This is a genomic window from Micromonospora sp. LOL_021, from assembly GCF_048060215.1.
GTDB lineage: Bacteria > Actinomycetota > Actinomycetes > Mycobacteriales > Micromonosporaceae > Micromonospora_E.
Genome location: NZ_JBHMIN010000055.1, coordinates 1 through 25159 on the forward strand (window position 1 = coordinate 1; position 25159 = coordinate 25159).

27 protein-coding genes are annotated in these 25159 nt (G+C 70.9%); 13 read left to right on the forward strand and 14 right to left on the reverse strand.

Features of this window, described 5'->3' with window-relative positions; translation table 11 throughout:
• From ACFHWT_RS26335 to ACFHWT_RS26375, 9 genes are all read right to left on the reverse strand, one after another.
• The coding region (locus ACFHWT_RS26335) for a hypothetical protein (protein ID WP_416597376.1) at positions 1-279 on the reverse strand (279 nt) is incomplete at its 3' end.
• Positions 279-845, reverse strand: coding sequence for a SigE family RNA polymerase sigma factor (locus tag ACFHWT_RS26340; RefSeq protein WP_416597377.1), 567 nt, complete (start codon positions 843-845; stop codon positions 279-281). The genes ACFHWT_RS26335 and ACFHWT_RS26340, both read right to left, overlap by 1 nt.
• A 90-nt stretch (positions 846-935) precedes the next feature.
• Positions 936-1421: a 6,7-dimethyl-8-ribityllumazine synthase gene (gene ribH / locus ACFHWT_RS26345; RefSeq protein ID WP_416597378.1), complete on the reverse strand. Its 486-nt coding sequence runs from the start codon at positions 1419-1421 to the stop codon at positions 936-938.
• On the reverse strand, positions 1421-2737 hold the full coding sequence (locus ACFHWT_RS26350; RefSeq protein ID WP_416597379.1) for a bifunctional 3,4-dihydroxy-2-butanone-4-phosphate synthase/GTP cyclohydrolase II: 1317 nt from the start codon (positions 2735-2737) through the stop codon (positions 1421-1423). Before ACFHWT_RS26350 ends, ribH begins: the two co-directional genes overlap by 1 nt.
• The gene (locus ACFHWT_RS26355) at positions 2734-3369 is read right to left on the reverse strand and encodes a riboflavin synthase (protein WP_416597380.1); all 636 of its coding nucleotides are present in this window, start codon (positions 3367-3369) and stop codon (positions 2734-2736) included. The genes ACFHWT_RS26350 and ACFHWT_RS26355 overlap by 4 nt, the downstream gene beginning before the upstream one ends.
• Positions 3370-3373: 4 nt before the next feature.
• Complete coding sequence (ribD, locus tag ACFHWT_RS26360) at positions 3374-4435, reverse strand: bifunctional diaminohydroxyphosphoribosylaminopyrimidine deaminase/5-amino-6-(5-phosphoribosylamino)uracil reductase RibD (RefSeq protein WP_416597381.1); 1062 nt, start codon at positions 4433-4435, stop codon at positions 3374-3376.
• Between the two features lie 490 nt (positions 4436-4925).
• Positions 4926-5891, reverse strand: coding sequence for a response regulator (locus ACFHWT_RS26365; protein ID WP_416597382.1), 966 nt, complete (start codon positions 5889-5891; stop codon positions 4926-4928).
• Positions 5885-6565 (reverse strand): ribulose-phosphate 3-epimerase, encoded by a 681-nt coding sequence (gene rpe / locus ACFHWT_RS26370; RefSeq protein ID WP_416597383.1) that lies wholly within the window; start codon positions 6563-6565, stop codon positions 5885-5887. Before rpe ends, ACFHWT_RS26365 begins: the two co-directional genes overlap by 7 nt.
• Before the next feature lie 206 nt (positions 6566-6771).
• Complete coding sequence (locus ACFHWT_RS26375) at positions 6772-7095, reverse strand: hypothetical protein (protein WP_416597421.1); 324 nt, start codon at positions 7093-7095, stop codon at positions 6772-6774.
• Here ACFHWT_RS26375 and ACFHWT_RS26380 point away from each other — a divergent pair.
• The 9 genes from ACFHWT_RS26380 to ACFHWT_RS26420 all read left to right on the forward strand — a co-directional run bounded on the left by ACFHWT_RS26380 (position 6979) and on the right by ACFHWT_RS26420 (position 15892).
• Entirely contained in the window at positions 6979-8274 is a 1296-nt protein-coding gene (locus ACFHWT_RS26380; RefSeq protein ID WP_416597384.1) for a cytochrome P450, read from the forward strand. The two genes, ACFHWT_RS26375 and ACFHWT_RS26380, sit on opposite strands and share 117 nt — an antisense overlap.
• Before the next feature lie 56 nt (positions 8275-8330).
• Positions 8331-9740 carry a cytochrome P450 gene (locus tag ACFHWT_RS26385; protein ID WP_416597385.1) on the forward strand — a complete coding sequence of 470 codons (1410 nt, stop codon included), beginning with the start codon at positions 8331-8333 and terminating at the stop codon, positions 9738-9740.
• Entirely contained in the window at positions 9737-10795 is a 1059-nt protein-coding gene (locus tag ACFHWT_RS26390) for a terpene synthase family protein (RefSeq protein WP_416597386.1), read from the forward strand. The genes ACFHWT_RS26385 and ACFHWT_RS26390 overlap by 4 nt, the downstream gene beginning before the upstream one ends.
• A complete protein-coding gene (locus ACFHWT_RS26395) occupies positions 10792-11814 on the forward strand; it encodes a polyprenyl synthetase family protein (protein WP_416597387.1) in 1023 nt (340 codons plus the stop codon). The genes ACFHWT_RS26390 and ACFHWT_RS26395 overlap by 4 nt, the downstream gene beginning before the upstream one ends.
• A 90-nt stretch (positions 11815-11904) precedes the next feature.
• Positions 11905-12861, forward strand: coding sequence for a septum formation family protein (locus tag ACFHWT_RS26400; RefSeq protein ID WP_416597388.1), 957 nt, complete (start codon positions 11905-11907; stop codon positions 12859-12861).
• Positions 12862-12875: 14 nt separating this feature from the next.
• Entirely contained in the window at positions 12876-13799 is a 924-nt protein-coding gene (locus tag ACFHWT_RS26405; RefSeq protein WP_416597389.1) for a septum formation family protein, read from the forward strand.
• Positions 13800-13887: 88 nt separating this feature from the next.
• Entirely contained in the window at positions 13888-14304 is a 417-nt protein-coding gene (locus ACFHWT_RS26410; protein ID WP_416597390.1) for a GntR family transcriptional regulator, read from the forward strand.
• Positions 14301-15251: an ABC transporter ATP-binding protein gene (locus ACFHWT_RS26415; protein ID WP_416597391.1), complete on the forward strand. Its 951-nt coding sequence runs from the start codon at positions 14301-14303 to the stop codon at positions 15249-15251. Before ACFHWT_RS26410 ends, ACFHWT_RS26415 begins: the two co-directional genes overlap by 4 nt.
• Positions 15248-15892, forward strand: a complete 645-nt coding sequence (locus ACFHWT_RS26420) for a hypothetical protein (protein WP_416597392.1) — start codon at positions 15248-15250, stop codon at positions 15890-15892. Before ACFHWT_RS26415 ends, ACFHWT_RS26420 begins: the two co-directional genes overlap by 4 nt.
• Here the strand turns inward: ACFHWT_RS26420 and ACFHWT_RS26425 are convergent.
• A complete protein-coding gene (locus ACFHWT_RS26425; protein ID WP_416597393.1) occupies positions 15876-17489 on the reverse strand; it encodes an FAD-binding oxidoreductase in 1614 nt (537 codons plus the stop codon). The genes ACFHWT_RS26420 and ACFHWT_RS26425 overlap by 17 nt on opposite strands.
• Positions 17490-17706: 217 nt before the next feature.
• Between ACFHWT_RS26425 and ACFHWT_RS26430 the strand changes: the two genes are divergently transcribed.
• Positions 17707-18639, forward strand: a complete 933-nt coding sequence (locus ACFHWT_RS26430; RefSeq protein ID WP_416597394.1) for a septum formation family protein — start codon at positions 17707-17709, stop codon at positions 18637-18639.
• A 60-nt stretch (positions 18640-18699) separates the two neighbouring features.
• On the opposite strand, the gene ACFHWT_RS26435 is transcribed toward ACFHWT_RS26430, so the two are convergent.
• The 3 genes from ACFHWT_RS26435 to ACFHWT_RS26445 form a co-directional block, all read right to left on the reverse strand.
• Positions 18700-19314 (reverse strand): hypothetical protein, encoded by a 615-nt coding sequence (locus ACFHWT_RS26435; protein ID WP_416597395.1) that lies wholly within the window; start codon positions 19312-19314, stop codon positions 18700-18702.
• A 29-nt stretch (positions 19315-19343) separates the two neighbouring features.
• Positions 19344-20027, reverse strand: coding sequence for a Crp/Fnr family transcriptional regulator (locus ACFHWT_RS26440; protein ID WP_416597396.1), 684 nt, complete (start codon positions 20025-20027; stop codon positions 19344-19346).
• Positions 20028-20098: 71 nt separating this feature from the next.
• The gene (locus ACFHWT_RS26445; RefSeq protein WP_416597397.1) at positions 20099-20674 is read right to left on the reverse strand and encodes a hypothetical protein; all 576 of its coding nucleotides are present in this window, start codon (positions 20672-20674) and stop codon (positions 20099-20101) included.
• A 132-nt stretch (positions 20675-20806) separates the two neighbouring features.
• On the opposite strand from ACFHWT_RS26445, the gene ACFHWT_RS26450 reads away from it, so the two are divergent.
• Genes ACFHWT_RS26450 through ACFHWT_RS26460 form a run of 3 tightly spaced genes read left to right on the forward strand, consistent with a single transcriptional unit; the run spans position 20807 to position 24604 of the window.
• Positions 20807-21631 (forward strand): hypothetical protein, encoded by an 825-nt coding sequence (locus ACFHWT_RS26450; RefSeq protein ID WP_416597420.1) that lies wholly within the window; start codon positions 20807-20809, stop codon positions 21629-21631.
• Entirely contained in the window at positions 21628-23721 is a 2094-nt protein-coding gene (locus tag ACFHWT_RS26455) for a hypothetical protein (RefSeq protein WP_416597398.1), read from the forward strand. The genes ACFHWT_RS26450 and ACFHWT_RS26455 overlap by 4 nt, the downstream gene beginning before the upstream one ends.
• A 4-nt stretch (positions 23722-23725) precedes the next feature.
• Positions 23726-24604 (forward strand): hypothetical protein, encoded by an 879-nt coding sequence (locus ACFHWT_RS26460; protein WP_416597399.1) that lies wholly within the window; start codon positions 23726-23728, stop codon positions 24602-24604.
• A gap of 10 nt (positions 24605-24614) precedes the next feature.
• On the opposite strand, the gene ACFHWT_RS26465 is transcribed toward ACFHWT_RS26460, so the two are convergent.
• On the reverse strand, positions 24615-24977 hold the full coding sequence (locus tag ACFHWT_RS26465) for a hypothetical protein (RefSeq protein WP_416597400.1): 363 nt from the start codon (positions 24975-24977) through the stop codon (positions 24615-24617).
• Positions 24978-25159: the final 182 nt, after the last annotated feature.

Here is a 25159-nt window from a genome sequence, read left to right on the forward strand (position 1 = left end):
CGGCGGGGCGGGTCCGACGCTGGCCGCCCCGGACGGCGGGCCGGGCTGTGGGGCCGGTGGCAGGCAGCCGACCACCCCGACCAGGCTGGCGGCGACGGTCGCGGCGGCGGCGCCGAGCAGCACCGCCGGCATCCGGCGCCGTCGGCGGGCGTCAATCTTTCCGCGGATCGCGGTCAGCCCGTCGGGCCGTACGTCGACCCGGTCGGCTTCGGTGTGCAGCGCCCGCCGCAGCAGGGCGGCGGCGCGGGCGTCGCCGGGCAGGTTGTCGTCGGTGTCCATCACAGGCCATCCAGGCTGGTACGCAGCGCGGCGATGCCGCGTGCAGTGTGGCTCTTCACCGCGCCCCGGCTGACGCCCATCGCGTCGGCGATCTGCGCCTCGGACAGGTCGGCGTAGTACCGCAGCACGATTGCCTCCCGCTGGCGGGGCGGTAGGGCGCGCAGCGCGGTGATCACGTCGGCGTGGCGGAGTTGGTCGAGGGCGCCGGCTTCGGCGCTGGGTGCGTCCGGGTCGGGCCGGGCGGCGGCCAGGTGGGCCTGCACGACCCGTCGGTGCCGGATCGCCGACCGGCACCGGTTGACCACGGTGACCCGCAGATAGCCGAGTGCCTTGTCGGCGTCGCGGAGCCGCCACCAGCGGCTGTGCAGGGCCACGTAGGCGTCCTGCACGATCTCTTCGGCCATGCCCGGTTCCCGCAGCAGCAGGGTGGCGAGGCGCACCAGCGGGCGATAATGCGCGGCGAACAGGCGGGTGACCGCCTCGTCCGCCGCCCACGTCGACGTCTGTGCCCGCTGTCGTGGCATCGTCCTCCCCGAGCCCAGTTCGGTGACCAGTTCGGGTGTCACGCCACTACGACGTGTCACCAGCGCATCTGGTTTACCGCGCGAGCGGCGGGAACGTGACGGGTCGGGGTACCGCGGTTCGAGAGGTCAGGCTCAGCCTACCGGTACGGCGTGGACGGCCCGCAGGGCCAGGGCGGCGTCGAGTACGGCGACCATCGACGACCAGCCCTTGTCCTCGGCCGAGCCGGGCAGCCCGGCCCGGTCGCGGGCCTGGTCGATGGTCTCGACGGTCAGCACACCGTGCCCGACCGGGGTGGACTCGTCGAGTGACACCCGGGTCAGGCCGTCGGTGACCGACCGGCACACGTAGTCGAAGTGGGCGGTGGCGCCGCGTACCACCACGCCGAGGGCGACCACCGCGTCGCAGCGCCGGGCCAGGGCCTGGGCGACGACGGGCAGTTCGACGGAGCCGGCGACCCGGACCACCTGCACGTCGGTGACGCCGCAGGCGTCGGCGGCGGCGAGTGCCCGGGTGAGCATCGCATCGACCAGGTCGGTGTGCCAGCGGGCGGCGACGACGCCGACGGTCAACCCGGCGGCGTCGACGGTGGAGACTCCGGGTTCGCCGAATCCGGCCATCAGGCCCGCCCTCCGGACAGTTCGCCGACCGGGTCGAGATCGGACGCACCATCGAGATCGGGCGCGCCGTCGAGGTCGGCCGGTGCTGCGCCGGCCGGCTGGTCGAGGTCGTCGAGCAGGTGGCCCATCCGGTCCCGTTTGGTACGCAGGTAGCGCACGTTCTCCGGATGCGGGTGGACGGTCAACGGTTCCCGACCGACGACGTTCAGGCCGTACCCGGTCAGCCCGGACACCTTGTCCGGGTTGTTGGTGAGCAGCCGGATCGACCGGACCCCGAGGTCGTGCAGGATCTGCGCGCCGGTGCCGTAGTCGCGGGCGTCGGCGGGCAGGCCGAGCTCCAGATTGGCGTCGACGGTGTCCCGCCCCTGGTCCTGCAGCTGGTAGGCGCGCAGCTTGTGGGCCAGGCCGATGCCGCGGCCCTCGTGGCCGCGCAGGTAGAGCACCACGCCGCGGCCCTCGGCGGCGACCCTGGCCAGGGCGGCGTCCAGCTGCGGGCCGCAATCGCAGCGCAGCGAGCCGAACACGTCCCCGGTGAGGCACTCGGAGTGCACCCGGACCAGCACGTCACGACCGTCGTCGAGGTCACCGTGGACCAGGGCGATGTGTTCGGCCGGGTCGTGGGCGACCCGGTAACCGACGGCGCGGAACACCCCGTACGGCATCGGCAGCCGGGCCTGCGCGACCCGCTCGACGTGGGTCTCGGTCCGCCGCCGGTGGGCGATCAGGTCGGCGATGGTGATCAGGGTGAGCCCGTGGTCGGCGGAGAACTTCTCCAGGTCGGGCAGGCGCATCATGGTGCCGTCGTCGTTGACCAGCTCGCAGAGAACGCCGGCGGGGTGCAGTCCGGCGAGGCGGGCCAGGTCGACGGCGGCCTCGGTGTGTCCGGGCCGCTGCAGCACACCGCCGACGCGGGCGCGCAGCGGCACGATGTGGCCGGGCCGGGACAGGTCGGCCGGGCCGGCGTCGGGGTCGGCGAGCAGCCGCAGGGTGTGTGCCCGGTCGGCGGCGGAGATGCCGGTGCTGACGCCTTCCCGGGCGTCGACGGTGACGGTGTACGCGGTGCCCCGCCGATCCTGGTTGGTGTGGTACATCGGCGGCAGGTCGAGCCGGTCGCACTCGGCCTCGGGCAGCGGCGCGCAGATGTAGCCTGAGGTGTACCGCACCATGAAGGCGACGAGTTCGGCGGTGGCGTGTTCGGCGGCGAAGATCAGGTCGCCTTCGTTTTCCCGGTCGGCGTCGTCGACGACCACCACGGCCCGGCCGGCGGCCAGGTCGTCGAGGGCCTGTTCGACGGTGCCGAACCCGGCGGCGGTCACGGGCGGACCCCACCGACGGACCGTGCCCCGTCCAGTTGCTTCGCCACGTACTTCGCGATCACGTCGACCTCCAGGTTGACCAGGGCCCCGACCGGTTTACGGCCGAGGGTGGTGAGTTGCAGTGTGGTGGGGATCAGTCCGACGCCGAACCAGCCGGCCGCGGCCGCCGTGTCGCCGTCGGACACCTCCATGACGGTCAACGAGATGCCGTCGACCGCGATCGAACCTTTTTCCACGACGTACCGGTGCAGGCCGGCGGGCAGGCTGAACCGGACCTGCTCCCAGCGGTCGCCGGGGTTGCGCCCGACGACCGTGGCGACCCCGTCGACGTGGCCCTGCACCAGGTGCCCGCCGAGTCGGGTGGCGAGGGTGGCGGCGCGTTCCAGGTTGACCCGGTCGCCGGGCCGCAGCGTCCCCAGTGAGCTGCGGTCGAAGGTCTCCTTCATCACGTCGACGGCGAACCGTTGCCCGTCGACGGAGACGACGGTGAGGCAGACGCCGTTGACCGCGATCGAGTCGCCGTGCCGGGCGTCGGCGGCGACCAGTGGGCCGTGGACGGTGAGCACGCCGCTGTCGCCGTGCCAGTCGAGCGGGCCGGCCTCGCCCAGCTCCTCGATGATGCCGGTGAACATCGACTCAGCCCTCTTTCTGCCGCGGTACGGCGGTGATCCGCAGGTCGGGGCCGACCTGGGTGACGTCGACGATGGTCAGGTCGATGGCGTCGGCGATGGTGTGCACTCCGGCGTCGCCGAGCGCGGCGGGGCCGGCGCCGAGCAGCCTCGGGGCGAGGTAGCCGACCACCCGGTCGACCAGCCCGGCCCGCAGGAACGCCCCGGCGAGCACCGGGCCGCCTTCGAGCAGCGCGGAGCGGATACCCCGGTCGTAGAGGGCGGTCAGCAGGGCGGTGAGGTCGACCCGGCCGCGGTGGTCGGCGCCCACGTCCGCGGTGGTGACGATCCAGGTGCCGGCGGCGGCGTCGCGGACCCGGGCGTCGGCCGGGGTACGCCCGGAGCTGTCCACGATCACCCGCAGCGGCTGCCGGACGGCGGGTCCGCCAACGCTCGGGGTCCGGACGGTGAGCCGGGGGTCGTCGGCGAGTACGGTGCCGACGCCGGCGATGATCGCGTCGGCGGTGCCGCGCAGCGTGTGGACGTCGGCACGGGCCGCTTCCGAGGTGATCCACATGCTGGTGCCGTCGGCGGCGGCGGAGCGGCCGTCGAGCGTGGCGGCATACTTCCAGATGATGTAGGGGCGGCGCCGGCGGACGGCGGTCAACCAGGCGATGTTGGCGTTCTCGGCCTCGTCGGCGCGCAGCCCGACCTCGACGTCGATGCCGGCGGCGCGCAGCGTCTCGGTGCCACCGGCGGCGATCGGGTTGGGGTCGGGTACGGCCAGCACGACGCGGGCGAGGCCGGCGTCGACCAGGGCGGTGGAGCAGGGTCCGGTGCGCCCGACGTGGTTGCACGGTTCGAGGGTGACGACGGCGGTGCCGCCGCGGGCCCGGTCGCCGGCCTGGGCGAGCGCGACGATCTCGGCGTGCGGCCCGCCGGCGTAGGCGTGGAAGCCTTCGCCGACGACATGGCCGGCGGTGTCGAGCAGGACGCAGCCGACGATGGGGTTGGGGCTGACCGAGCCGAGGCCACGGACCGCGAGGTCGATGGCGCGTCGCATCGCCTCGTCTTCGGAGAGGATCGCCATGGCCGTTTCTCTTCTCCTCGCCTGCCGGGGTGCGCGGCGGGCGGGAGGTGCCGGGCCCGGTGGGGGCGGCCGGCGACAGCATGGCGGCGGCGGAACGCCTCGGCGCGCAGCCACGACGGACCGGCCCCGGGGCGCTGCACGGGTACGGCGATGCCGGTCGGCACGCCACACCAGAGCGTCCGTTCCGCGCGCTGTCTCCCATCCGGACTGTCTGGGCCGGTCCGTGCCAGGTCGGCACGGTCTGGCCCAACCGTCGGCTCCGGAGTCTCACCGGATCCACCGGGCGTCGTCTCCGACGACCGGGTCGCGGGCTGGCCACGGCTTGTGCCGTGGATCACCGCCGGTTCGGAATTTCACCGAGTCCCGCCAGCGCGTGGTGGGTGCTTCTCCGAGTGTTACACGGCGCACCGGGATCATCGCCAGGGACGCGACCGACCTCACAACTGTCGGATACCCGACAGCAGGCCGGTCATCGGCCCGTTCGGGCAGGTCAGTTGGTGGACAGCCGACGGTCGACCGCGATGTACGAGCCGGGTTGGCTCTTGGCGACCGACTTCATCTCGTTGGCCACCGTGATGATCTCGCGGGGGTCGCTGAACCGGCGGCTGCCCGCCGACACCGCCACCCCGACCGAGAGGGTGACCAGGGCCGCCTTCTGCAGGTTGCCGCGCCGGTCCTTGACCTCCACGTAGCCGCGCCGGGCGTCGGACGGGTCGTAGAGCTCGTCGGCGGCCTTCTCGAAGTCGAGGATCGCCTGCTCGATGATCGGCCGCACCTGTTCGGGCGCGCAGACCACCACGAAGTCGTCGCCGCCGATGTGACCGAGGAACGCCGGTGGCAACCCGATCGACACCACCGCCCGGTGCATGCAGCGGGCCAACGCGGAGATGAACTCGTCGCCGCGGGCGAAGCCGTACACGTCGTTGACGCTCTTGAACCGGTCGATGTCGACGTAGCCGACGGCGTAGTCGGCACCGCTGCGGACCCGGTCGGTGATCTCCCGGCTGACCCGGGTGTTGCCGGGCAGCCCGGTCAGCGGGGACACCTCGCGGTACTCGCGGTTGCGCCGCAGGGTGGAGCTGACCCGGGCGATCAGCTCCGAGGTGTCGAAGGGCTTGACCAGGTAGTCGTCGGCGCCGGCGGTCAGCCCGACGACCTTGTCGACGGTCATCCCCTTGGCGGTCAGCATGATGATCGGCAGCGCCGCGGTCATCGGGTCGGCCCGCAGCCGCCGGGTCAGGTCCAGCCCGCCGATGCGGGGCATCATCAGGTCGACCACGGCCAGGTCGGGTCGGTGCCGTTCGATGATCTCCAGAGCCTCCTGGCCGTCGTGGGCGAGCATCACGTCGAAGCCGTGCAACCGCAGGTTGACCTCGACGAAGCGGGCGATGTCGACGTCGTCGTCGACGACCAGGATCAGGTCCGGCCGGGACTCGGCCCCTTCCGGGCTCACCACCGTGGCGCGGTCCGCTCGGCGATCTGCCGCAGCCTGCGGACCGCCTCGGCGGGGTCCTCGGCGCCGTACACGGCGGTGCCAGCGACGAACGCGTCCGCGCCGGCGGCGGCGGCCTGCTCGATGGTGTCCGCGGCGATCCCGCCGTCGACCTCGATGCGCAGCTCCAGGTGGCCGCTGGCGGCGTGCCGGCGGGCCGCGCGAACCTTGTCCAGCATCTCGGGGATGAACCGCTGGCCGCCGAACCCGGCCTTGATCGTCATGATCAGCAGCGTGTCGAAGCTGGGCAGCAGCTCCAGGTAGTCGTCCACCGGCGTGTCCCGGTCGACCGCCAGGCCAGCCTTCGCCCCGGCCGACCGCAGCTCCTTGGCCAGCGCCACCGGGTCGTCGCAGGCCTCGGCGTGGAAGGTGACGTTGTACGCGCCGGCGTCGGCGTAGCCCGGCGCCCAGCGGCGCGGGTCGGTGATCATCAGGTGCACGTCGAACGGCAGCGAGGTGGCCGGCAGCAGGCTCTGCACCACCGGCAACCCGATGGTCAGGTTCGGCACGAAGTGGTTGTCCATCACGTCGACGTGCAGCCAGTCCGCCGCCCCCTCGACCGCGCGGGCCTCGTCGGCCAGGCGGGAGAAGTCGGCGGCCAGGATGCTGGGCGCGATGAGCGGCGCTGGTGCGGTCACCGCGCCAGTCTACGAACGTGAGCAAGCGTTCCACACCCGCCACGACGATCGCCCGCCCGACGGGGGTCCGACGGCCGGATCCGCCCACGGACCTGCCGACGGACGGTCGGCGGGGCGGTCGGCACCGGGCCTGCGACCAGGCGTCGCAGGCGGTACGCCGACCCAACAATCCGCACGAATGCGTTATTGACTGCCTTTTGCCGACATCACGCAACGGGGCCGGTGGCGGCTCGAATAGCTCCAAGATCAACCAACAGCAATGCAAAATTTCTGATTGTAGCTGCGCCGGCACCTTCGGTAAGGTGACCGCCATGACCGACCAGCGTCGCGTCGGCGCAGATCCGGCTGCCCGCAGCAGAGCGAGGCCAGTTCCACGGCTCAGCATCCGGGAAAACCTCATCGGGATGCAGGCTATGCGCCGGGACCAGCTTGCTTTTCTTCAGGAGGCGGTCCGTAACCACGGCGACATCTTCAGGATACGTCTCGGTGGTATGCCGATGGTAGTTCTCACCAACCCGGAGCACATCCACCATGTCCTGGTCGACAAGCACGCCAACTACGACAAGGAAAACTTCCTCTGGCGTACGGTCCGGGCGATCCTGCGGGAAGGGCTGATCGGCAACCGGGGCGACGAAACCTGGCAGCGCAACCGCAGGCTGATGCAACCGACGTTCAACAATGCCAGCGTGGCCCGGTTCGCCCCGAACATGACCGGCCTGACCGCGGACATGATCCACCGATGGGCGCCGCAGGCCGCCTCCGGGCAGCCGGTCGACGTCGTCGGACCGCTCACCGACCTGGCTCTGAAGATCGTCCTGCGGTCGCTGTTCGGCGTCGAGCCCGACGAGCGCAGCCACCGGTTCGAACGCGACTTCCTGGAGGTCAACCGCCGGCTCGGCGACTTTCTCCGGTTCCCCTTCCCGCCGCTGAGCTGGCGCACACCGTCCCGCAACCGGATCCGGGCACTGACCCGGGACCTGGACGGCTTCGTCCGCTACCTGATCGACACCCGCCAGCACGAGCGGGACGGCGACCACCGGGACCTGTTCAGCCTGCTGCGACACGCGGTCGACCCGGTCACCGGCACCGGGCTCACCCCGGAGCAGCTCTCCAACGAGATCCTGGCGATGATCATCGCCGGGTACGAGACCACCAGCAACTCGATCTCCTGGGTGTACTACCAGTTGGCCCGCCACCCGCAGGTGCAGCAACGGGTGCACGACGAGGTCGACTCCGTCCTCGACGGGCGGGTGCCGACTGTCGACGACCTGCCCCGGCTGCCGTACACCCGGATGGTCATCGACGAGACGTTGCGGCTGTTCACCCCCGCCTGGCAGACGATGCGGAGGGCGGTGACCGACGACGTGGTCGGCGGCTACCGCATCCCGCAGGGCACCGAGGTGCTGATGAACCTGTTCCTGCTGCACCGGCACCCGGACTTCTGGCCCGACCCGGACCGCTTCGACCCCGACCGGTTCACCCCGGAGGCGGTCGCCGCCCGGCCCCGGCACGCCTACCAGCCGTTCGGCAGCGGGCCACGGCACTGCATCGGCAAGCACTTCGCCCGTACCGAACTGCACCTGATCACCGTGATGCTCGCCCAGACGTTCGCGGTCAGTTTGCCCGAGGGCGCACCGCCGGTCGGCTTCGCACCGCTGGTCACGCTGCACCCGGCGGGCGGCATGCGGCTCCGACTGCACCGCCGCTGACCTGCCCCCGCCGCCCTCGTACGGCACCGCCGCTGGCCTGTCCGTCGCGTCGACTCGTGGAAAGTGAGAAGAGCATGTCCCCGCAGGTACGCAGCCGCGCCCAGGGCGGCACCCGGGAGATACCCACCGTCACGCCAGGCAGCGGCGTCGGCGGCACCCTGGCCTTCAAACGCGACCAGCTCGCCTTTCTCGGCCGGGGCGTCGACCGCTACGGCGACATTTTCCGGTTCCGGCCGCTGGGCATCCCAATGGTGCTGGTCAACCATCCCGACTACATCCGTCACGTGCTGGTCGACGAGGGCGAGAAGTACGACAAGAACGCCGTCCTGTTCAAGGTCGTCCGGCCGGTGCTGCGCAAAGGGCTCATCGCCAACCCGGACATGGATCTGTGGCGACGGCAACGGCGGATGATGGCGCCGCACTTCACCCCCCGTACGGTGAGCTCTTTCACCCGGAACATGACCGACGAGGCCGAACAAATGCTCGTCCGGTGGGAGCGGAATTACGGCCGGGGCGGCACCCTGGACGTCACCGACGAGATCGGCCAACTCGCCCTGCGAATCGTCAACCGGTCGCTGTTCAGCGCACAGGTCGGCGACATCGCGCAGGCCTTCGAACGGGCATTCGGCGAGGCCAACGCGATCCTCGGCGCGTTCTTCCGGTTCCCGTTCCCGCCGTTGAGCGTGCCGACCCCCCGGCACCGCCGGCTGCGCGCCGCGATCGCCGACATGGACACCTTCGTGTCGACCTTCATCAACCGCCGGCTGCACGAGGAGGTTCCCACCGGCGAGGAGACCGATCTGCTCACCCTGCTGCTGCACACCGTCGACGAGGCCGACGGCCAGCGGATGGACCTGGAGCAGCTGCACCATGAGGTGCTCAACATCTGCATCGGCGCCTACGAGACCACCACCAACACCCTGTCCTGGGCGTTCTACCTGCTCGCCCGGCACCCGGAGGTGGAGGCGGAGCTGCACGCCGAGGTCGACTCGGTGCTCGCCGGGCGGACGCCGACCTTCGAGGACCTGCCCCGGCTGCCGTACACCCGGATGGTCGCCGACGAGACGCTACGCATCTACTCGCCGGCGTACCAGTTCATGCGCCGGGCCAGCTCGGCCGACGTGATCGACGGCTACCGGGTGCCGGCCGGCACCAACATGCTGATCAACAGCTACCTGCTGCACCGGCACCCCGACTTCTGGGACGACCCGGAACGCTTCGACCCGCAGCGGTTCACCCCGGAGCAGGTGGCCCGGCGCCCGAAGCACGTCTACGTGCCGTTCGGCAGCGGCCACCGGGTCTGCATCGGCAAACACTTCGCGCTGTCCGAGCTGGTCCTGGTGCTGGCCACGGTGGCCCGCCGGCACCGGCTCGTACTGCCACCGGGCGCACCCGAGGTGCGGCCGGAGGCGCTGATCACCCTGCACCCCAAGGGCGGGGTCCACCTCAACCTGGAGTACCGGTGACCTTCACGGACGACACGGCCAGCCACCTGACCCTCGACCCGGTCCAGCGGACCCTCGACCGCTTCCCCTACCAGCTCAACCCGCACGTCGAACAGGCCCGCGCGCACCTGACCAGCTGGGTACGTGACACCGGACTGGTGCTGCGCGAGCAGGCCCGCGCCCGATTCGACCACGCCGACTTCGGCTGGTTCGCGTCGATGGTCTACCCGACCGCCGACGCGGCGCACGCCGAGCTGATGGCCGACTGGTTCGCCTGGCTGTTCCTGGTCGACGACCAGCTGGACGACGGTGCCGACGGACGCAGCCCGCAGCACCTCGCCGAGGTGATGGCCGCGATGCGGCGGGTACTGGCCGCCGACGACTTCGGCGCCGCCGACGCGGCACGCCGGGACGTCCCCCGGGCCGTGTCGTCACTGGCCGACCTGTGGCGGCGTACCGCGCCCGACGCCACCGCGCGCTGGCGGCGACTGTTCGTCCGGCACCTGGAGCAGTGCCTGACCACCGCCGCCACCTGGGAGGCCGGCAACCGGTTGTCCGGCACCGTGCCGGACGAGGCCACCTACATCGAGAAGCGCCGGCACACCGGGGCGATCTACGTCTGCATGGACTTCATCGACGTCGTCGAACGGATCGACATGCCCGACGAGGTGTACGACAGCGCGCCGTTTCGTACCGCGCTCGACGCCGCCTGCAATGTGGTCTGTTGGACCAACGACATCTATTCACTGGACAAGGAACGCGCCCTCGGCGAGGTGCACAATCTGGCGTACATCGTCGGCCATCACTACGGGCTGGACCGCGACGCGGCGGTCGACCGGGTGTGCCGGGCGATCGACGCCGAGACCGACCTGTACCTGGCGGCGGAGGCGCAGCTGCGGCGGACCTTCCCCGGCCGGGCGGCGGTGCTGGAGCCCTACCTGGCCGGGATGCGCAGCTGGATGCGCGGCAACGTCGACTGGTCCAGCCGGACGAAGCGCTACCAGCCGGCCCAGACAACCACCGAACGGGCACCGCAGGAGTATCTGGAGGCCACGTTGCTCGGGAGCCAGGGTTGACCGCCACGACCACCGCACAACGCGACGCCTGGGCGCGGCTGGCGGCGGCGCGGACGTTGATCGGGCCGCAGCTGCGCCGCACCGTCGACCGGCTCGCCGACCCGATCCACACCGTCGTCGGCTATCACTTCGGCTGGTACGCCGCCGACGGCAGCCCGACCGACGCTGGCTGGGGCAAAGGGCTGCGCGGTGGTTTGGCGCTGGCCGGTGCCGAGGCGGTCGGCGCCCCGGCGGAGCGGGCGGTGCCGGCGGCGGTCGCGGTGGAGCTGGTGCACAACTTCACCCTGCTGCACGACGACGTGATGGACGGCGACCGGACCCGGCGGGGCCGGCCCACCGCCGGGGCCGCGTTCGGCGACGCGCAGGCCATCCTGGCCGGTGACGCGCTGCTCGCACTGGCCTTCGACACGGTACGTGGGCAGGCGGCCCCGGCCGCCGCCGAGCTGTGTCAGGTGCTGCTGGAGCTGGTGGCCGGGCAGAGCGCCGACGTGGCGTTCGAGTCGCGTACCGCCGTGGGGTTGGACGCCTGCCTGGCGATGGCGGCCGGCAAGACGGCGTCGCTGATCGGCGCCGCCTGCGCGGTCGGCGCGATCAGCGGCGGCGCCGACCCGGACCGGGTCGACGGGCTGAAGGGGTACGGGCACCACCTGGGAATGGCGTTCCAGCTGGTCGACGATCTGCTCGGCATCTGGGGCGACCCGGCGGTGACCCGCAAACCGGTCGGTGCCGACCTGCGGCAGCGTAAAAAGTCGCTGCCGGTGGTGTTCGCGATGGGCAGTGGCACGCCGGCCGGTGCCGAGCTGGCCTCGCTCTACGCGATACCGGGCGCGTTCACCGACGGGCAGGTCGCCCGGGCCGCGCTGCTCGTCGAGCAGGCCGGCGGCCGGGACTGGGCGAAGCGGGAGGCGGACCGGCACCGGGCGGCGGCGCTCGACCGGCTGGCGGCGGCCCGGCCCGAGGCCGACGCGAGTACGGCGCTCGCCCAGTTCGCCGACCTGGCCGCCCACCGGGACCGCTGAACAGCATCACCGTCGGTCCGGACCTCACTGGTCGGCGGCCGCGCGGACCCGGCCGGTCTGCGACCCGCCCGGTGTCGTACCCTCGTCGGCTTGAGTGGACAACGGGGAGGCAGCGAGATCATGGCGCGACGGTGGGGTGTCCGGGCGAGGTTGGCGGCGCTGCTGACCGCCGCGTCGCTGAGCACGACGGCCGGCTGTGTGCCACTGTCTCCGGGCGTGGACGGGGATCTGGTCGACAGCTGGGCCGCGTTCGACGAACCCGTCCACTTCACACCCGAGGCCGGTAGCTGCCACGACGGCGAGCGGCGCGTCATCGACTGGGACAGTTACCGCCCGGTCGGCTGCGTGCAGGTCCACCTGGTGGAGACCGTGCACGTCGGAACGCTCGGCGACGACCCGGCGGTGCCGTTCGACGAGGACGGCGCGGCGGACGGCCTGATCTCCGCCCGGCGGGCTGCCCGGGCCGAGTGTGACCGACAGGTGAACGAGTTCCTCGGCGGTCCATGGCAGACCGCCCGGCTGCGGATGACGGTCGTGACGCCGTCCGACGCCGCCTGGACCGGCGGGGCCCGCTGGTTCGGCTGCGACGTCGGCGTCGTCGACAGCCCCGGCGGACCGCTCATCAACTGGTACGGCACCATCGAGGGCGCGCTCGACGTACCCGGTCATCCGCTGCGCCTGACCTGCTACGACTCGGCGGCGGTCGGTGTCGACGACGAGCCGCTGACCGAGCCGCTGGACTGTGACTCCCCGCACCAGGCCGAGTTCGCCGGCACGTACGTGGAAGACAAACTGGGGTACGACGAGGTGGAGTTGAACGACGATCGGGTTCATACCCGGTGCCGCAAGGTGGTGGCCGACTACGCGAAGGTGCCGAACAACGGTGACCTGCAGTACCGGGTGGGCACCATCTACACCTTCTCCGATGTCCTGGGCTGGGCGGAGGGCGACAGGACGATCCGCTGCTTCGCCTGGCGGGCCGACCCGCTGTTGACCGGCTCGGTGCGCGACGGCGGCACCAGCGCCCTGCCCATCCAGTACCAGTGAAGCGGCAGATTCCAATGATCTTGCAGCCGCTACGGACCAGGATGCTCGCGCTGCTGGCCGCCGCGTCGCTGGCCGTGACGGCCGGCTGTGCGGCACCGCAGCGGGGGGCCGACGGCTCCCTCACCGACGGTTGGGCCGGCTTCGGCGAGCCGACCACCTTCGTCCCGCAGGCCGGCATCTGCCACCGCGACGAGGCTCCCTCGGGCAGCGGCAAGTACTACCGTCCGGTCGACTGCGACGAGTTGCACCTGGTCGAGACGGCCCACGTCGGCACCTTCACCGGTACCGACGCCCAGCGGACGACCGCCCCGGTGGGCGATGTCCCGGCCCGCGAGGCGGCCCGGGTCGAGTGCGAGGCCCGGACCGCCGAGTTCCTCGGCGACATCTGGCAGCACGGCCTGCTCGACATGACCGTGCTGGTGCCGCCCCAGGCGGCGTGGCGCGCCGGGGCCCGCTGGTTCCGCTGCGACCTGACCGAGATCAGCAGTGCGTTCGAGGGCTCGGTGCTGCCCCGGACCGGAAGCCTGCGAGGTGCGCTGGCCGACGGTGGCGCGCTGCGGCTGGGCTGCCACGACGTGCGGTGGGGCGACGACGACTATCTCGACGCGCTGGAGCCGGTCGACTGCAGCCGGCCGCACCACGGCGAGTTCGTTGGCGCGTTCGACGGCGGCAACCTGCCCGTCAGCGATCTGCACGGCAGCATGCCTGAGGACGAGGCGATTCAGGAGCGCTGCCTGCGGATGATTGCCGACTACGCGGACCTGCCGGTCGACGAGGACCTGCCCTACCGGGTGGCCACGTTCTGGCTCCGGACGGGGGACCCCTGGTTCTGGGAGGGCGACCTGCGGGTCCGCTGCTTCCTGTACGTGCCGGACTTCACCACCCCGCTGGTCCGCTCCGCCAAGGGCGGCGGTCCCGACCTGTTCCCGGTCTGGTAGCCGCTCACGATCCCTGACCCTCCGGCGCACCCGGCCCCGACCAGACATAGTGCTATTCTGCTAGTAACCTAGCAGAATAGGAGTCGGCGTGATCGAGTTCAGGTTGGACCGCCGGTCCGGCGTCACCCCGTACCTGCAGTTGGTGCAGCAGGTACGCCAGGCGGTGCGGCTCGGCTGGCTGCAGGAGGGCGACCGGCTGCCGACCGCCCGGGAGGTTGTCGCCGCACTCGGCATCAACCAGAACACGGTGCACAAGGCGTACCGCGAACTGGAACGCGACGGCGTGGTGCAGTCCCGGCCCGGCGTCGGCACCTTCGTACTGGCGTCGCTGTCGGCGCGCCGCGCGGCCTGGGACCCGGCGATCCGCACCCAGCTCGCGGCCTGGGTCGCCACCGCCCGCGCCGCCGGCCTGGACGACGACGACCTGCGCGCCGTCCTGGCGGCCGAGCTGGCCGAAAGCGCGTCACCCCGGACGACGGACGACCGGCCGGGGCGGACCGGATGACCACGTTGGAGAGCACCGGCCTGGGCAAACGGTACGGCCGCAGCTGGGCGCTGCGCGACTGCACGCTCGCCGTACCGGCCGGCACGGTCACCGCGCTCGTCGGCCCGAACGGTGCCGGCAAAACCACCCTGCTGCACCTGGCGGTCGGCCTGCTCACCCCCACCACCGGGCAGGTCCGGGTCGGCGGACGGCCACTCACCGGCGGCGGCCACGACCTGGCCCGGGTCGCGTTCGTCGCCCAGGACAAGCCGCTGTTCGCCGGGTTCACCGTGGCCGAGATGCTCCACTTCGGCCAGGCCACCAACCCGGCCTTCGACACCGGTGGGGCGCGGGCCCGGCTCGACGACTACGGCATCCCGCTGCGGCAGCGGGTCCGGACCCTCTCCGGTGGGCAACGCACCCTGGTCGCGTTGGCCCTCGCCCTGGGCAAACGCGCCGAACTGCTGCTGCTCGACGAGCCGCTCGCCGACCTGGACCCGTTGGCCCGTACCGAAGTGATGGGCGCGCTGATGGCCGCCGTCGCCGACACCGGTGCCACCGTGGTGCTCTCCTCGCACATCCTGGCCGACCTGGTCGACACCTGCGAATACCTGCTGCTGCTCAACCGTGGTCGACTGCAGGTGGCCGGCGGTTTCGACGAGCTGACCGCGGCGCACCGGGTGCTGACCGGGCCGGCCGAGCTGGCGCAGCGGCTGCGGGCGGCGGACCAGCCGCCCGTACACCTGAGCGTCACGGCCCGGCAGACCACCGCGCTGGTCCGGCAGGCGTCGGCCGCGGTACGCGGAGAGCCGGCGATGGTACGCGGAGAGCCGGCCAGCCACGACGACGGGCAGGCGCCCGGTCTGGAGGAGCTGGTGCTGGCGTACCTGCGCAACCCGGACGCCGTCTGCCTGCCCGCGCCCGCACTCGTCGCGGCCGGTCGACCGGCCGGGAAGGAGACCCGATGATCTGGCTCGCCTGGCGTCAGCAGCGGTTCCCGTTCATCGCCGCCGCGATCCTGATCTGCCTGTACGGCGGGTTGACGGCCGCCGCGCACGTCAACACCGAGTTCGTCACCATCACCCAGCTGTTCGCCGGATACCTGACCATCGGGGTCTGCATGTTCTGGGGCGTGCCGCTGGTGGCCCGCGACCTGGAGCAGGGCACCCACCGGCTGGCCTGGACGCAGAGCCGGCCGCGCGGCCACTGGCTGGCCGCCCGGCTGACGGTGGCGGCGGCCGGGGCGCTGACCGCCGCCACCGTGGTGACCGCCGTCGTCACCTGGGGGTTGCCGACCGCCGACGGCGACCCGATGCGCTGGTTCGCCTACGAGTCACACGATCTGGTCCCGCTCGCCCGGGTGCTGTTCGCGCTCACCCTCGGCGCGGCGTTGGGTGCGGTGACCCGCAACACGCACGTCGCGATGGCGCTCAGCGTGCCGGTGCTGGGCATCGTCCAGTTGGGCGGCGCACGTGCGGTGCGCGAGGCCACGTCGTGGACGTACTGGCAGTTGCAGGTCGCCGAGTCCGGCGTCTACCTGGGCGCGGCGGCCGTGCTCACCGCGGTCACGTTCCTCGCCGTCCAGCGCCCGCTCAACGCGGCAGCCTGATCGACATTGCGTGGTGGAACAGGTCACGCGGGTCCCAGCGGGCCTTGACCCGCTGGAGCCGGCGGTAGTTCTCCTTGTAGTACAAGGTGTGCCATGGCACTCCTGACCTGTTCCATCGCGGATCGGTGGTGTCGGTGTCCGGATAGTTGATGTAGGAGCCGTCGTTCACACTGCTCGGGACCGGCACGCCGCCGGTGTCGGCGTACATCGCCGCGTACCACCGCCGGATCCAGTCCAGGTTCGCCTGCTCGCGGTCCGGATCGGTCCAGACGACGACGTACACCGCCTTCATGATGCTGTCCCGCTGGGGCATGGCGGTCGCGTCCGGTGCCACGGCGTTGACCTTGCCGCCGTACGACACCAGCAGCAGCGTCGCGGTCTCGTTCTGATGGTCCACACCGGTCAGGTAGGTGTAGGCGGTCGCGATCTGCTCGTCGGTGAACCTCTTCCGCAGGTAGGCCGCCTTCAACTTGTGCATCCCGGATTCGTCGGCCTGGCTCAGCGACTGGGCCTTCACCCCGGCCAGCCACGGCAGCCGGCGGGGCGGCTGGACCGTGATCGTGCCCGGTACGCCCTCGGTGACCTCGGCGACGTAGTCGCGGAGCAGCCGGTCGGCGTCGGGCAGGGTGCCGTCCAGGGCGGTCACCATCGCGAACGCGCCCGGATCCGGGCCCGCGCTGCGGCGGGTGATCGGCAGCAGGCTGAAGAGACTGGCGTACGGCGAGTCAGGCGCGCTGTTGCGCTCGTGCCAATCACCGTAGTTGCGCAGCAGCCGGTGGAACGCCTCCTCGGTCATCGCGTCCCAGCTCCACGCGAGAGTCGTCTCCAGCGTCTCGGCGGGTGGCCTGGGCAGCAGGCGGGCGGGATCGTCACCGGTGGCCCCGGGCGTACGCATCCAGTACCGGGTGACCACGCCGAAGTTGCCGCCCCCGCCTCCGGTGTGCGCCCACCACAGGTCTCGGTTGGCGTCGCCCGGTTCGCGGGTCGCCACGACCGCCCGTGCCCGTCCGGAACGGTCCACGACGACGACCTCCACCGCGTACAGGTAGTCGACCACTGAACCCAGCTGCCGCGACAGCGCGCCGTAACCGCCGCCCTGGATGTGCCCGCCCGCCGCCACCCCGCCGCACTGGCCGCCGGGAATGGTGACGCCCCAGCCGAGATAGAGCCGCTCGAACACCGTCCAGAGACTGGCACCCGGCTCGATCATGAACGCGTTGCGGCGCCGGTCGAAGGTGACCTGCCGCATCGCGGACATGTCGATGACCACCTCCGCGCCGTCACCGACGAAGTTCTCGTAGCAGTGCCCGCCGCTGCGTACGGTCACCCGCTTACCTGCACGCACCGCGTCGTGCACCGCCCGCACCACCTGCTCGGTGGTGGTGGGCAGCCGGAACGACCCGGGCCGCGGGAAGAAGCGCTCGTTCGTGCGGCGCAGCACCAGGTCCTCGTAGCGGGGGTCGTCCGGCAGGATCACCGGAGACTCCCGTACGCCCCCTTTCGACGGTGCCCCGGCAGCCGCCGGAGCGCCGGTCAGCGTCACACCTCCCAGTGCCGCAGCGCTGGCGATCAATCCACGACGGGTCGGACCAGACATGATTTCTCCGATCTGGAGCAGATGTGCCGTACAAGGCCCCCGTGCCCGCAGAGGAGGTGCTCTCCGGTACGGGCGGGCCGATCCGATGCTTGCATCGACCGCTCACCGAATCGTCGTCCGGACGCAGGCGGGCCGATACCGCGATCGCGGTAGCCGCGACTGGCGCCGGTGTCGTACCCTCGCCGCCTGAGCTGGCGGACGGGGAGGCAGTCGGATCGTGACACGACGGCGAGGCGGTGGCCGGTCGCCGGTCCTGGTGACGCTGGCAGCGCTGTTCACAGCCCTGTCCCTGATCGTGTCGGCGGGCTGCGGGCCCGCGCAACAGGGCATCGACGGCGACCTGGCCGACGGCTGGCCGTCCTTCGAGGAGCCGGTCCAGTTCGTGCCGGAGCCGGGGACCTGCCACACCGTGGAGATGGCGATCGGCCTACGGGAGGACTACGCCCCGTTTGACTGCTCGCAGTGGCATTTCCTGGAAACCGCGCACGTTGGCTCGTTCGCTGACGATCCGAACGACCGCAACTACCCGCCGGACGTCGTACAGCCGGTCCGGCAGGCGGCGCGCGAGGCGTGCGAGGAGCCGGTCGCTGAGTTCCTCGGCGGCCCCTGGCAGGCCGGGCGTTTCCGACTGATCGTGGTGGTGCCGTCGCAACCGGCCTGGGACGGTGGCGCCCGGTGGTTCCGCTGCGACCTCGGGATCGTCGAGAGACCCGGCGACCCGCTCGTGAGCCGGATGGGAAGTGCCGCAGGTGCGATGGCGATCGACGACCATGCGCTGCGGCTGCGGTGTTTCGACTCGGCGGCGGTCGGCGCCGACGACGCCCTGTTGGTCGAGCCACTCGGCTGCGACTCCCCGCACCAAGCTGAGTTCGTCGGCGCGTACGTCGAGGATCGCCTGTCGTTCGGTGACGTCGAGTCGAACCCCGACTCGGTGCACGACCGCTGCCGATCGGAGGTGGCACGTTACGCGGGCGTGCCGGACGACGACGACCTGCAGTACCGGGCCGGCACCATATACACCAACCCCAGCGACGCGGACTGGCACGACGGCGACCGGACCATCCGCTGCTTCGTCTGGCGGACCGATCCACTGCTGACCCGATCAGTGCGCGGCGGCGGCACCAACGCCCTGCCGATCCAGTACGAGTGACCGCGACGATCGCCGCGCGTGTCGGTGGTGGATCGCTCTGAGCAGCGGGCGGGCCATTGGTCACCTCGGCGGCAGATAGCAGCGGTCGTTGGTCCAACGACGTAGTTCACGGTCAAGGTGTGCGGTGTCGACGTCTGGGCATTTCGCCAGGTTGACGGTGAACGGGGTGCCGAACGCGTAGGTATCGACCCGCATCATCTGTTCCTGGGTCGACTCGCCCGGCGCCGGCGGTGTCGGGCGCCGGCCCGGCACGTCGAAACAGAGGAACTCGTTCCGGCCGAGTCCTGGCCGGAAGGCGCAGCCGTCGACCTCGTCCCACGGGACGGAGATCTCCAGCACCTGGCCGTGGAACGCCGAGGTGAACCGCAGCCCCTGTGCACTGAGCAGGATCGTCTTCTGCGGCATCAAGTGCTTGACCCGCCGGGCGGCGACGATGTCGGTCACGCCGGACATGCCGATCAGGATTCCGCCAACGAACATAGCCACACCGAGCGCCGCCCCGCCGATCTGCAGCGTGGGCGGGGTGGCCGCAACCGTGCCCGGGTCGACAAGGACGGCGATGAGTACGAGGGCACCGGCGAAGCCGAATGCTCCGGCCAGCACCTTGCCGGCAATCGGAGCGACGCGCCGACGCCGAGGCGCCAACAGGATGCCCGGCTCAGCTGTCAAAGACACTCACGATCCCTCGTCCTCCGCCCGGCGGTTCAGCCCAGATCTGCTACCGCACGTAGTGCCTCACTGTCTCGTACGACGATCCCCCGGTAGCGGGTTGCGACGATGCCCTCCGACCGGAGTCCACTGAGCGCCTTCTGCAGGCTGATCTTGGCAGCACCGCAGAGGGTGGCCATCTCGTCCTGGGTCAACCGGATGTCGACGACCATGCCCTGTGGGCTTCGCCGCCCGTACGCGGCGGCGATCTCCCACAGGATCCGGGCCAGGCGGACGCGTACCGAGTAGAAGGTGAAGTCGATCCGGCGCCGGTTGGCCCAGCGGAGACGGTCCGCGATGATGCCGGCCACGGTGAGGGCGGCGTCAGGGTTGTCGCGGAGGAACGCCATGAACTCGTTGCGGTGGATGATGCGGATCACCGACGGGCGGCAGGCGGTCACCGTCGCCGTCCTCGGCGTCTCGTTCAGTGCGGATATCTCGCCGATGATGTCGCCGGAAACGCGGATCGACAGCAGTGCGTGCCGGCCGTCGGTCAACGCGGCGGTGACCTTGACAAGCGCGTCCTCGAGCAGGACGACGTAGGACTCTTCAGCGCCCTCCCGGAGGATGACCTGCGCCGCCTTCACGGAGCGTCGGACCCCCACCGACAGGAGGCGTTCGCGCGTCAACGGCTGGAGCCGGGCCAGGAAGGTCCCCGGTGGCCAGGTGGCATTCTCCATCTGCACCTCCTCGTGATCCGATGAACATCATTCAGGTACGGATTCGAGCTGGCTACCGTCCGAAGTCCGACTCAGCACATCGCGTCTGCCACTCCCCTGACGGCCAACAGACCGCCAGCGAAGATCAGCGTTGCCAGAAACCAGGGCATGGAGTTCTTGATCAACAGGTACTTGATCAGGGCGATACGGGCGAGGACGATCACAAAGTCCCATGCCTCGTCCCGGTGCCGTTGGACGGAGGCTGCCGACGGGCGTCCGCCAGCCGCGACGAGGTCGGGAAATCCGAACCGGTTGGCGCCTCCAGCGCCGGCCAGACGCGGCCGAAGCGACATCGCGAGCCGGCAGGTGGTGACCGCCACGGCAGCGGCCATCCCGACGGCGAGGACGACCGAGATCGCCACGACGACCGGGGTGCCGTCGAGCATCCTCGGTAGAACCTGGTCGGCGACCGTCGCCGCGACACCCCCTTCGGGCGCCAGCAGGGCCAGCGCCTTCGCGTCCGCGTGTCTGATCGACGTTTGCAGCGAGGCCGCTGTGGTCAGACCGACTTGAAGATCACGCCACGTGTCCGGGCCGACGTCACCGTCTGCCCTCTGGCTTTGCTCCATGCGTCGAGTGAAACGCGAAACCGACCCGAGCCGCGACATCGGACTACTACTTGTCGCCCACTCGACTCTCGCGTTGATCCCGTACTTTTATGGCATCTTCGCTCCTGGCGTTCTGTAGAGATGAGCATCGAACGGTTCGTCGCCCAGTGGGAGATGGAGAGCATGCCTTACATCAAAGATCCGGACCGGCGTGTCCTGGTCGCCGTGGACATGGAGTCCTACAGCCGTCGAGACAACGTCCTGCAGTACCGTGCGCAGCTGACCTTTCAGGAGGTCATGGCGGCGGCGTGCAGCGAGGTGGGCTTCGATCGCGCCAGTTGGCAGATCCAGCAGGGTGGGGACGGCGAGCTCGCCATCCTCCCGCAGGGGACAAGTGAACGGGCGGTCCTGGCCCGGCTGACCCCGGTTCTTGACCGGCTGTTGCGCGAGACCAACCGTGGACTCGCCGACAAGGCCCGGATCCGCCTGCGCGTCGCTGTCCACGAAGGTCCGGTCCATCTCGACGGGGCGAACGGATTTCCGAGCGACGCGGTCGTGACAGTCTGCCGGCTGGTCGACTCACCCCAGCTGAAGACCGCGCTACGGCAGTTCCCGGACGCCGCGGTCGCGCTGATCGTGTCGGATCGGCTCTACCAGGACATCGTCCGGCAGTACCAGGACCTTCGGCTGGATCACTTCCAGCCGGTGACCGCGCGGATCGCGGACAAGGGCTTCGAGGCTGCCGCCTGGATCTACGTCCCGGGCGAGAGCATCCCAGCGACCGGTGACCGGCCGGACCCACAGGATTCCGTGCCCGACCAACCGGACGACGGCCCCGGCGACGCGGGCGTCAACCATCGGCGGCCCGGGCCCCGTCCTCGCCCCATAGGCGGCGGGCAGGTGTTCCAGGACATCCAGGTCGGTGAGGGCACTGGTGCGGTCGCGGTCGGCAACGACAACTCCATCGAGGTGTCCGGCTGGCCCGGAGGTCTCGGTTCGTGGGAGTCGCCTCGATGAGTGACGCAACCCCTGAGGACGAGACCGAGCCGGAGGCCGGCTCACCGGACGAGTCCGACCCGGAGTCCTGGTCGCTGGACCCACAGGTCGGTGCGGAGCTGTACGGCGACCGGTTCTCTGCGGTCTACTCCCGACTGGGCATTTCCGGAGTGGGAGCGGTCGGCGTCGGCAACACGATCAGGATCGTGAACAACCTGGGTCCTCCCTCGGCGAGACCCGTCATCGCTGATCTGGTGGGGATAGCCGACCTGCTCAAGGTGTACGTGTCGACCAGCGCCGACGAGGGGCTCGCACGAAAGCTCAACGAGTTGTCGGCGGCCGGTCTCGGGGGCAGGCCGTACACCGGCAGGCGCAGCACCGCGATCGTGGCGCTGGCTCGGCGGCACGGCCCGGACCGGGTCCACGAGATTCTGCTGCCGGACGGTGTCGATCCCGGCGAGCTGAGCCGGGCCGGCGACAGCATCAAGAAGGATCACGGGTATCTGCTCCAACTGCCAAGTGACAAGCACGGCCGGGCGATCCGGTTGTTGGCCAGCCCTTTTCGTCGACACGGCGCGAGCCTGCTGCTGATCCGCGACGACGACAGCCGGACAGGTGCACGGCCCGGGGCCGAGGTGCCGCATCGCCCACCTGACCCCGTCGCCGTGTTCCGTGCTCATCTACGTCATCACCTGTGCGACCGGCTGGGGTGGACCGATGAGGAAAGCAACCGGGCGCTGGACGGGTACCTCCAGCACGACGGTCTCACCACGGATCTGCACAGCTGTTACGGGCCGCAGGAGGCGGTGTCGATCGCCGAGGCTGTCGGGGCAGTCCGCCCGGCCGACGACGATGCCATGACGCAGGTGCTCGCCAGGTGCCAGCCGCGCCGCAGGGCCCACGCGGCGGAAGTCCTCTGCACCGACCGCAGCGGCACCGGGGAGACCGGTACCGGCCGCCGGCCGCGCCGGATCGATCAGCACGAGCGGGCCTTCCGAATCGCCTACGCCGTCTTCGCCCGACAGCCGCTGCACTATGTCTTCGAGGCCGCCGCTCTCCTGCTCGAGGAGATCGACGGGCAGGCCAAGCGGACCGACTGGGGCCGGATGGCGCTGCAGTATCCGGTCGCGGAGCTGCTCGGGCCGCTCAAGGTGGACTGGCACGAAAGTCGCGACGCCACGAACTCGCCGGGCGGATCGTCACGCTCGGCCTGGCTGCGCGACGGCGCGATGCGGGGCGCGATCATCGACGAGGCGTGGCATGAGTTCGACAGCACCCGACCAGCCCTGCTCGAATGGCTGAACAAGCTGGTCGCCGCGAGTGACGAGCCGATGCAGCGGGCAGCCGCCGAGGCCGCCGGTCTGCTCGCCCACCACGACTTCGACCGGGTCTGCACCGATCTCGTCGACAACTGGGCGGCCTCGCCGAAGCCGCGACTGCGCCAGGCGGCGGCCTGGGCGATGGTCGCGGCGGACATGGGCGGCCAGGTGGGGCATCTCGTCCGTCGGAAGATCCGCGACTGGGCCGGTGGCGGGCGCAACTATCAGCGGGACGCCGCCGCCCGGGTCTACGCCAGCGGACTGCAGCAGCCCGACCTCAGCTGGAGCCTGGCCGACCTGCGCCGCATCGCCCAGGATCCGATGCAGCAGTACACGTACTCAGTCGCTCAGGGCATCCGCCAGCTGTACACCGCGCACACCGCAGACCGGATCGTCACCGAGCTGGTGACCTGGTCGGAGCATCGGCAGCTGCAACCGCACGCCGCCCACGCCCTGCTCGAGCTCGCCGAGCAGACGGACGACGATTCCCCTGGCGGCGTACCCAATCTCCTGGTCAGGGCGGCGGCGCAGGAGGTCGACAGCGGCGCTCTGGTGCCGCTCTGGCGGTTGGCGTTGCTTTCCCCGGCGCGGTCCGCGTCGGCCTGGCACACATTCGGGCGCTGGTTGACCAGTGCCGACGCCGACGAGACCGTACGCAAGGCCGTCGCCTCGTTGGTCGCGGACCTCGCCGCCGGGCCGTCCCTGCGCCGACGGATGCAGTTCAGTCTTGACCGGTCCGCGCACTTCAACGGTGGGCTGCCGGAGTGGCTCGAAGCCGCGACAGGGAGGTGACGACGTGACGGATTTTCGGACGCAGCGCTCCGGCGGCGGATGGTGGCGTCGGTTCGGGTCGTGGCTGGTGAGGCTGTGGCAGCGGCTCGTCGCGGCGCTCAGCGGCCCCGAACCTGAACCCTTGCCGCCGCCACCGCCGCCGCCCGCGCCACCGGGCCGGCTGACCGAACGTCGGGACGCTCCGGCGCCGATCGTCGTGCCCGCTCGGGGGTACGTGTTCACCTTCCGGGTTCACGCCAGCTTCGTCTGGTCGTCGGACGGGCTGCCGAGGGAGGTGCTCAGCGGGTCCGCGCAGTTCTTCATGCCGTACGCGATCCGGGCGCTGACCCGTCTCGCCGCCGCCCGCGCCCGTAATCTCGCCGCGCACCGGGCCCGGGATCTGGAGGTGGAGTTGCAGCGCGCGGTCGCCGAATCGGAGCCCCTGGTGTACGAGCGCGGCGGGGCGCGGGTCACCTGCCAGGCGTACGTCTCGGTGGAGCTCGACGACCGGGTCAAGCGGGCCGTCGAGCCGTACTGGGATCAGTTGATCAAGCTCGACTACCAGTACGACGTAGACACCAGACGCGCGCAGTACGTGGAGCGGATGAGCCGGCAGTGGTCGACGGTCCTGGAGAAGCTGATGGACAGCCCGGTTGCCGGCGGCGCGGCCACGCTGGCCAACGAGAACCTGGCCGCCGTCGTGCGGGAGTTCCTCGCCGAGCGCAAGGCCGAGACGGATCGGCTGGAGAACCTGCTCGCCGAACACGCCCGCAACGGCAACGGCTACGAGCAGGCGAACCTCTTCGACCGGCTGTTCCAGCGGCTCGAGGAGCAGGCAGACAGCTACCGGCAGCGGACTCCGAAGCCGCCCGACCCGGGCCGCAACGGGCCCAACCGCCCCTGAGCCGGGGTCGTCAGTACAACCAGCTGAACTCCAGCTCGTCGATGGTGTTGCCGACGTATACCTCGGCCAGGAATCGGCACATCAGGCTGCCCTGGTCGGCGGCGTCCTCGATCTGGATCAGCATGCCGCGTCCGTGCGCCACGACGGCGTCGAGCACCAGGCATTCGAGCTTCTCGGCGTTGACCGGGCCGGGCCGGCAGCCGCACGGTGCGCCGTACGCCCGGCCGCTGAGCGTCTGCAGGCAGACCAGCCGACGGTCGCAGCCGGCACAGGTCAACAGCCCGTCGAGGGAAAACTCGGACCGACCCGCGCGGTCGACGCGGGACAGCCCGGTCGGCGGTACGTGTCCACCGCTGGTGGTGCGCTCGCTCATGTTCGCAACCTCCATCACGAGATACCGGATTTCGTGGATTCACCCTTGTGGCGGACCACATTTCCAGCCCGCGTACGGCAGACTCAATCGTGGACGCCGGCTTGCCTCCACTGTGATGTGGCGATTTCGGCGACCAGCCCGACCAGCGGTTTCCTTCTGAAACATTGGCACGGGTGCTGGGT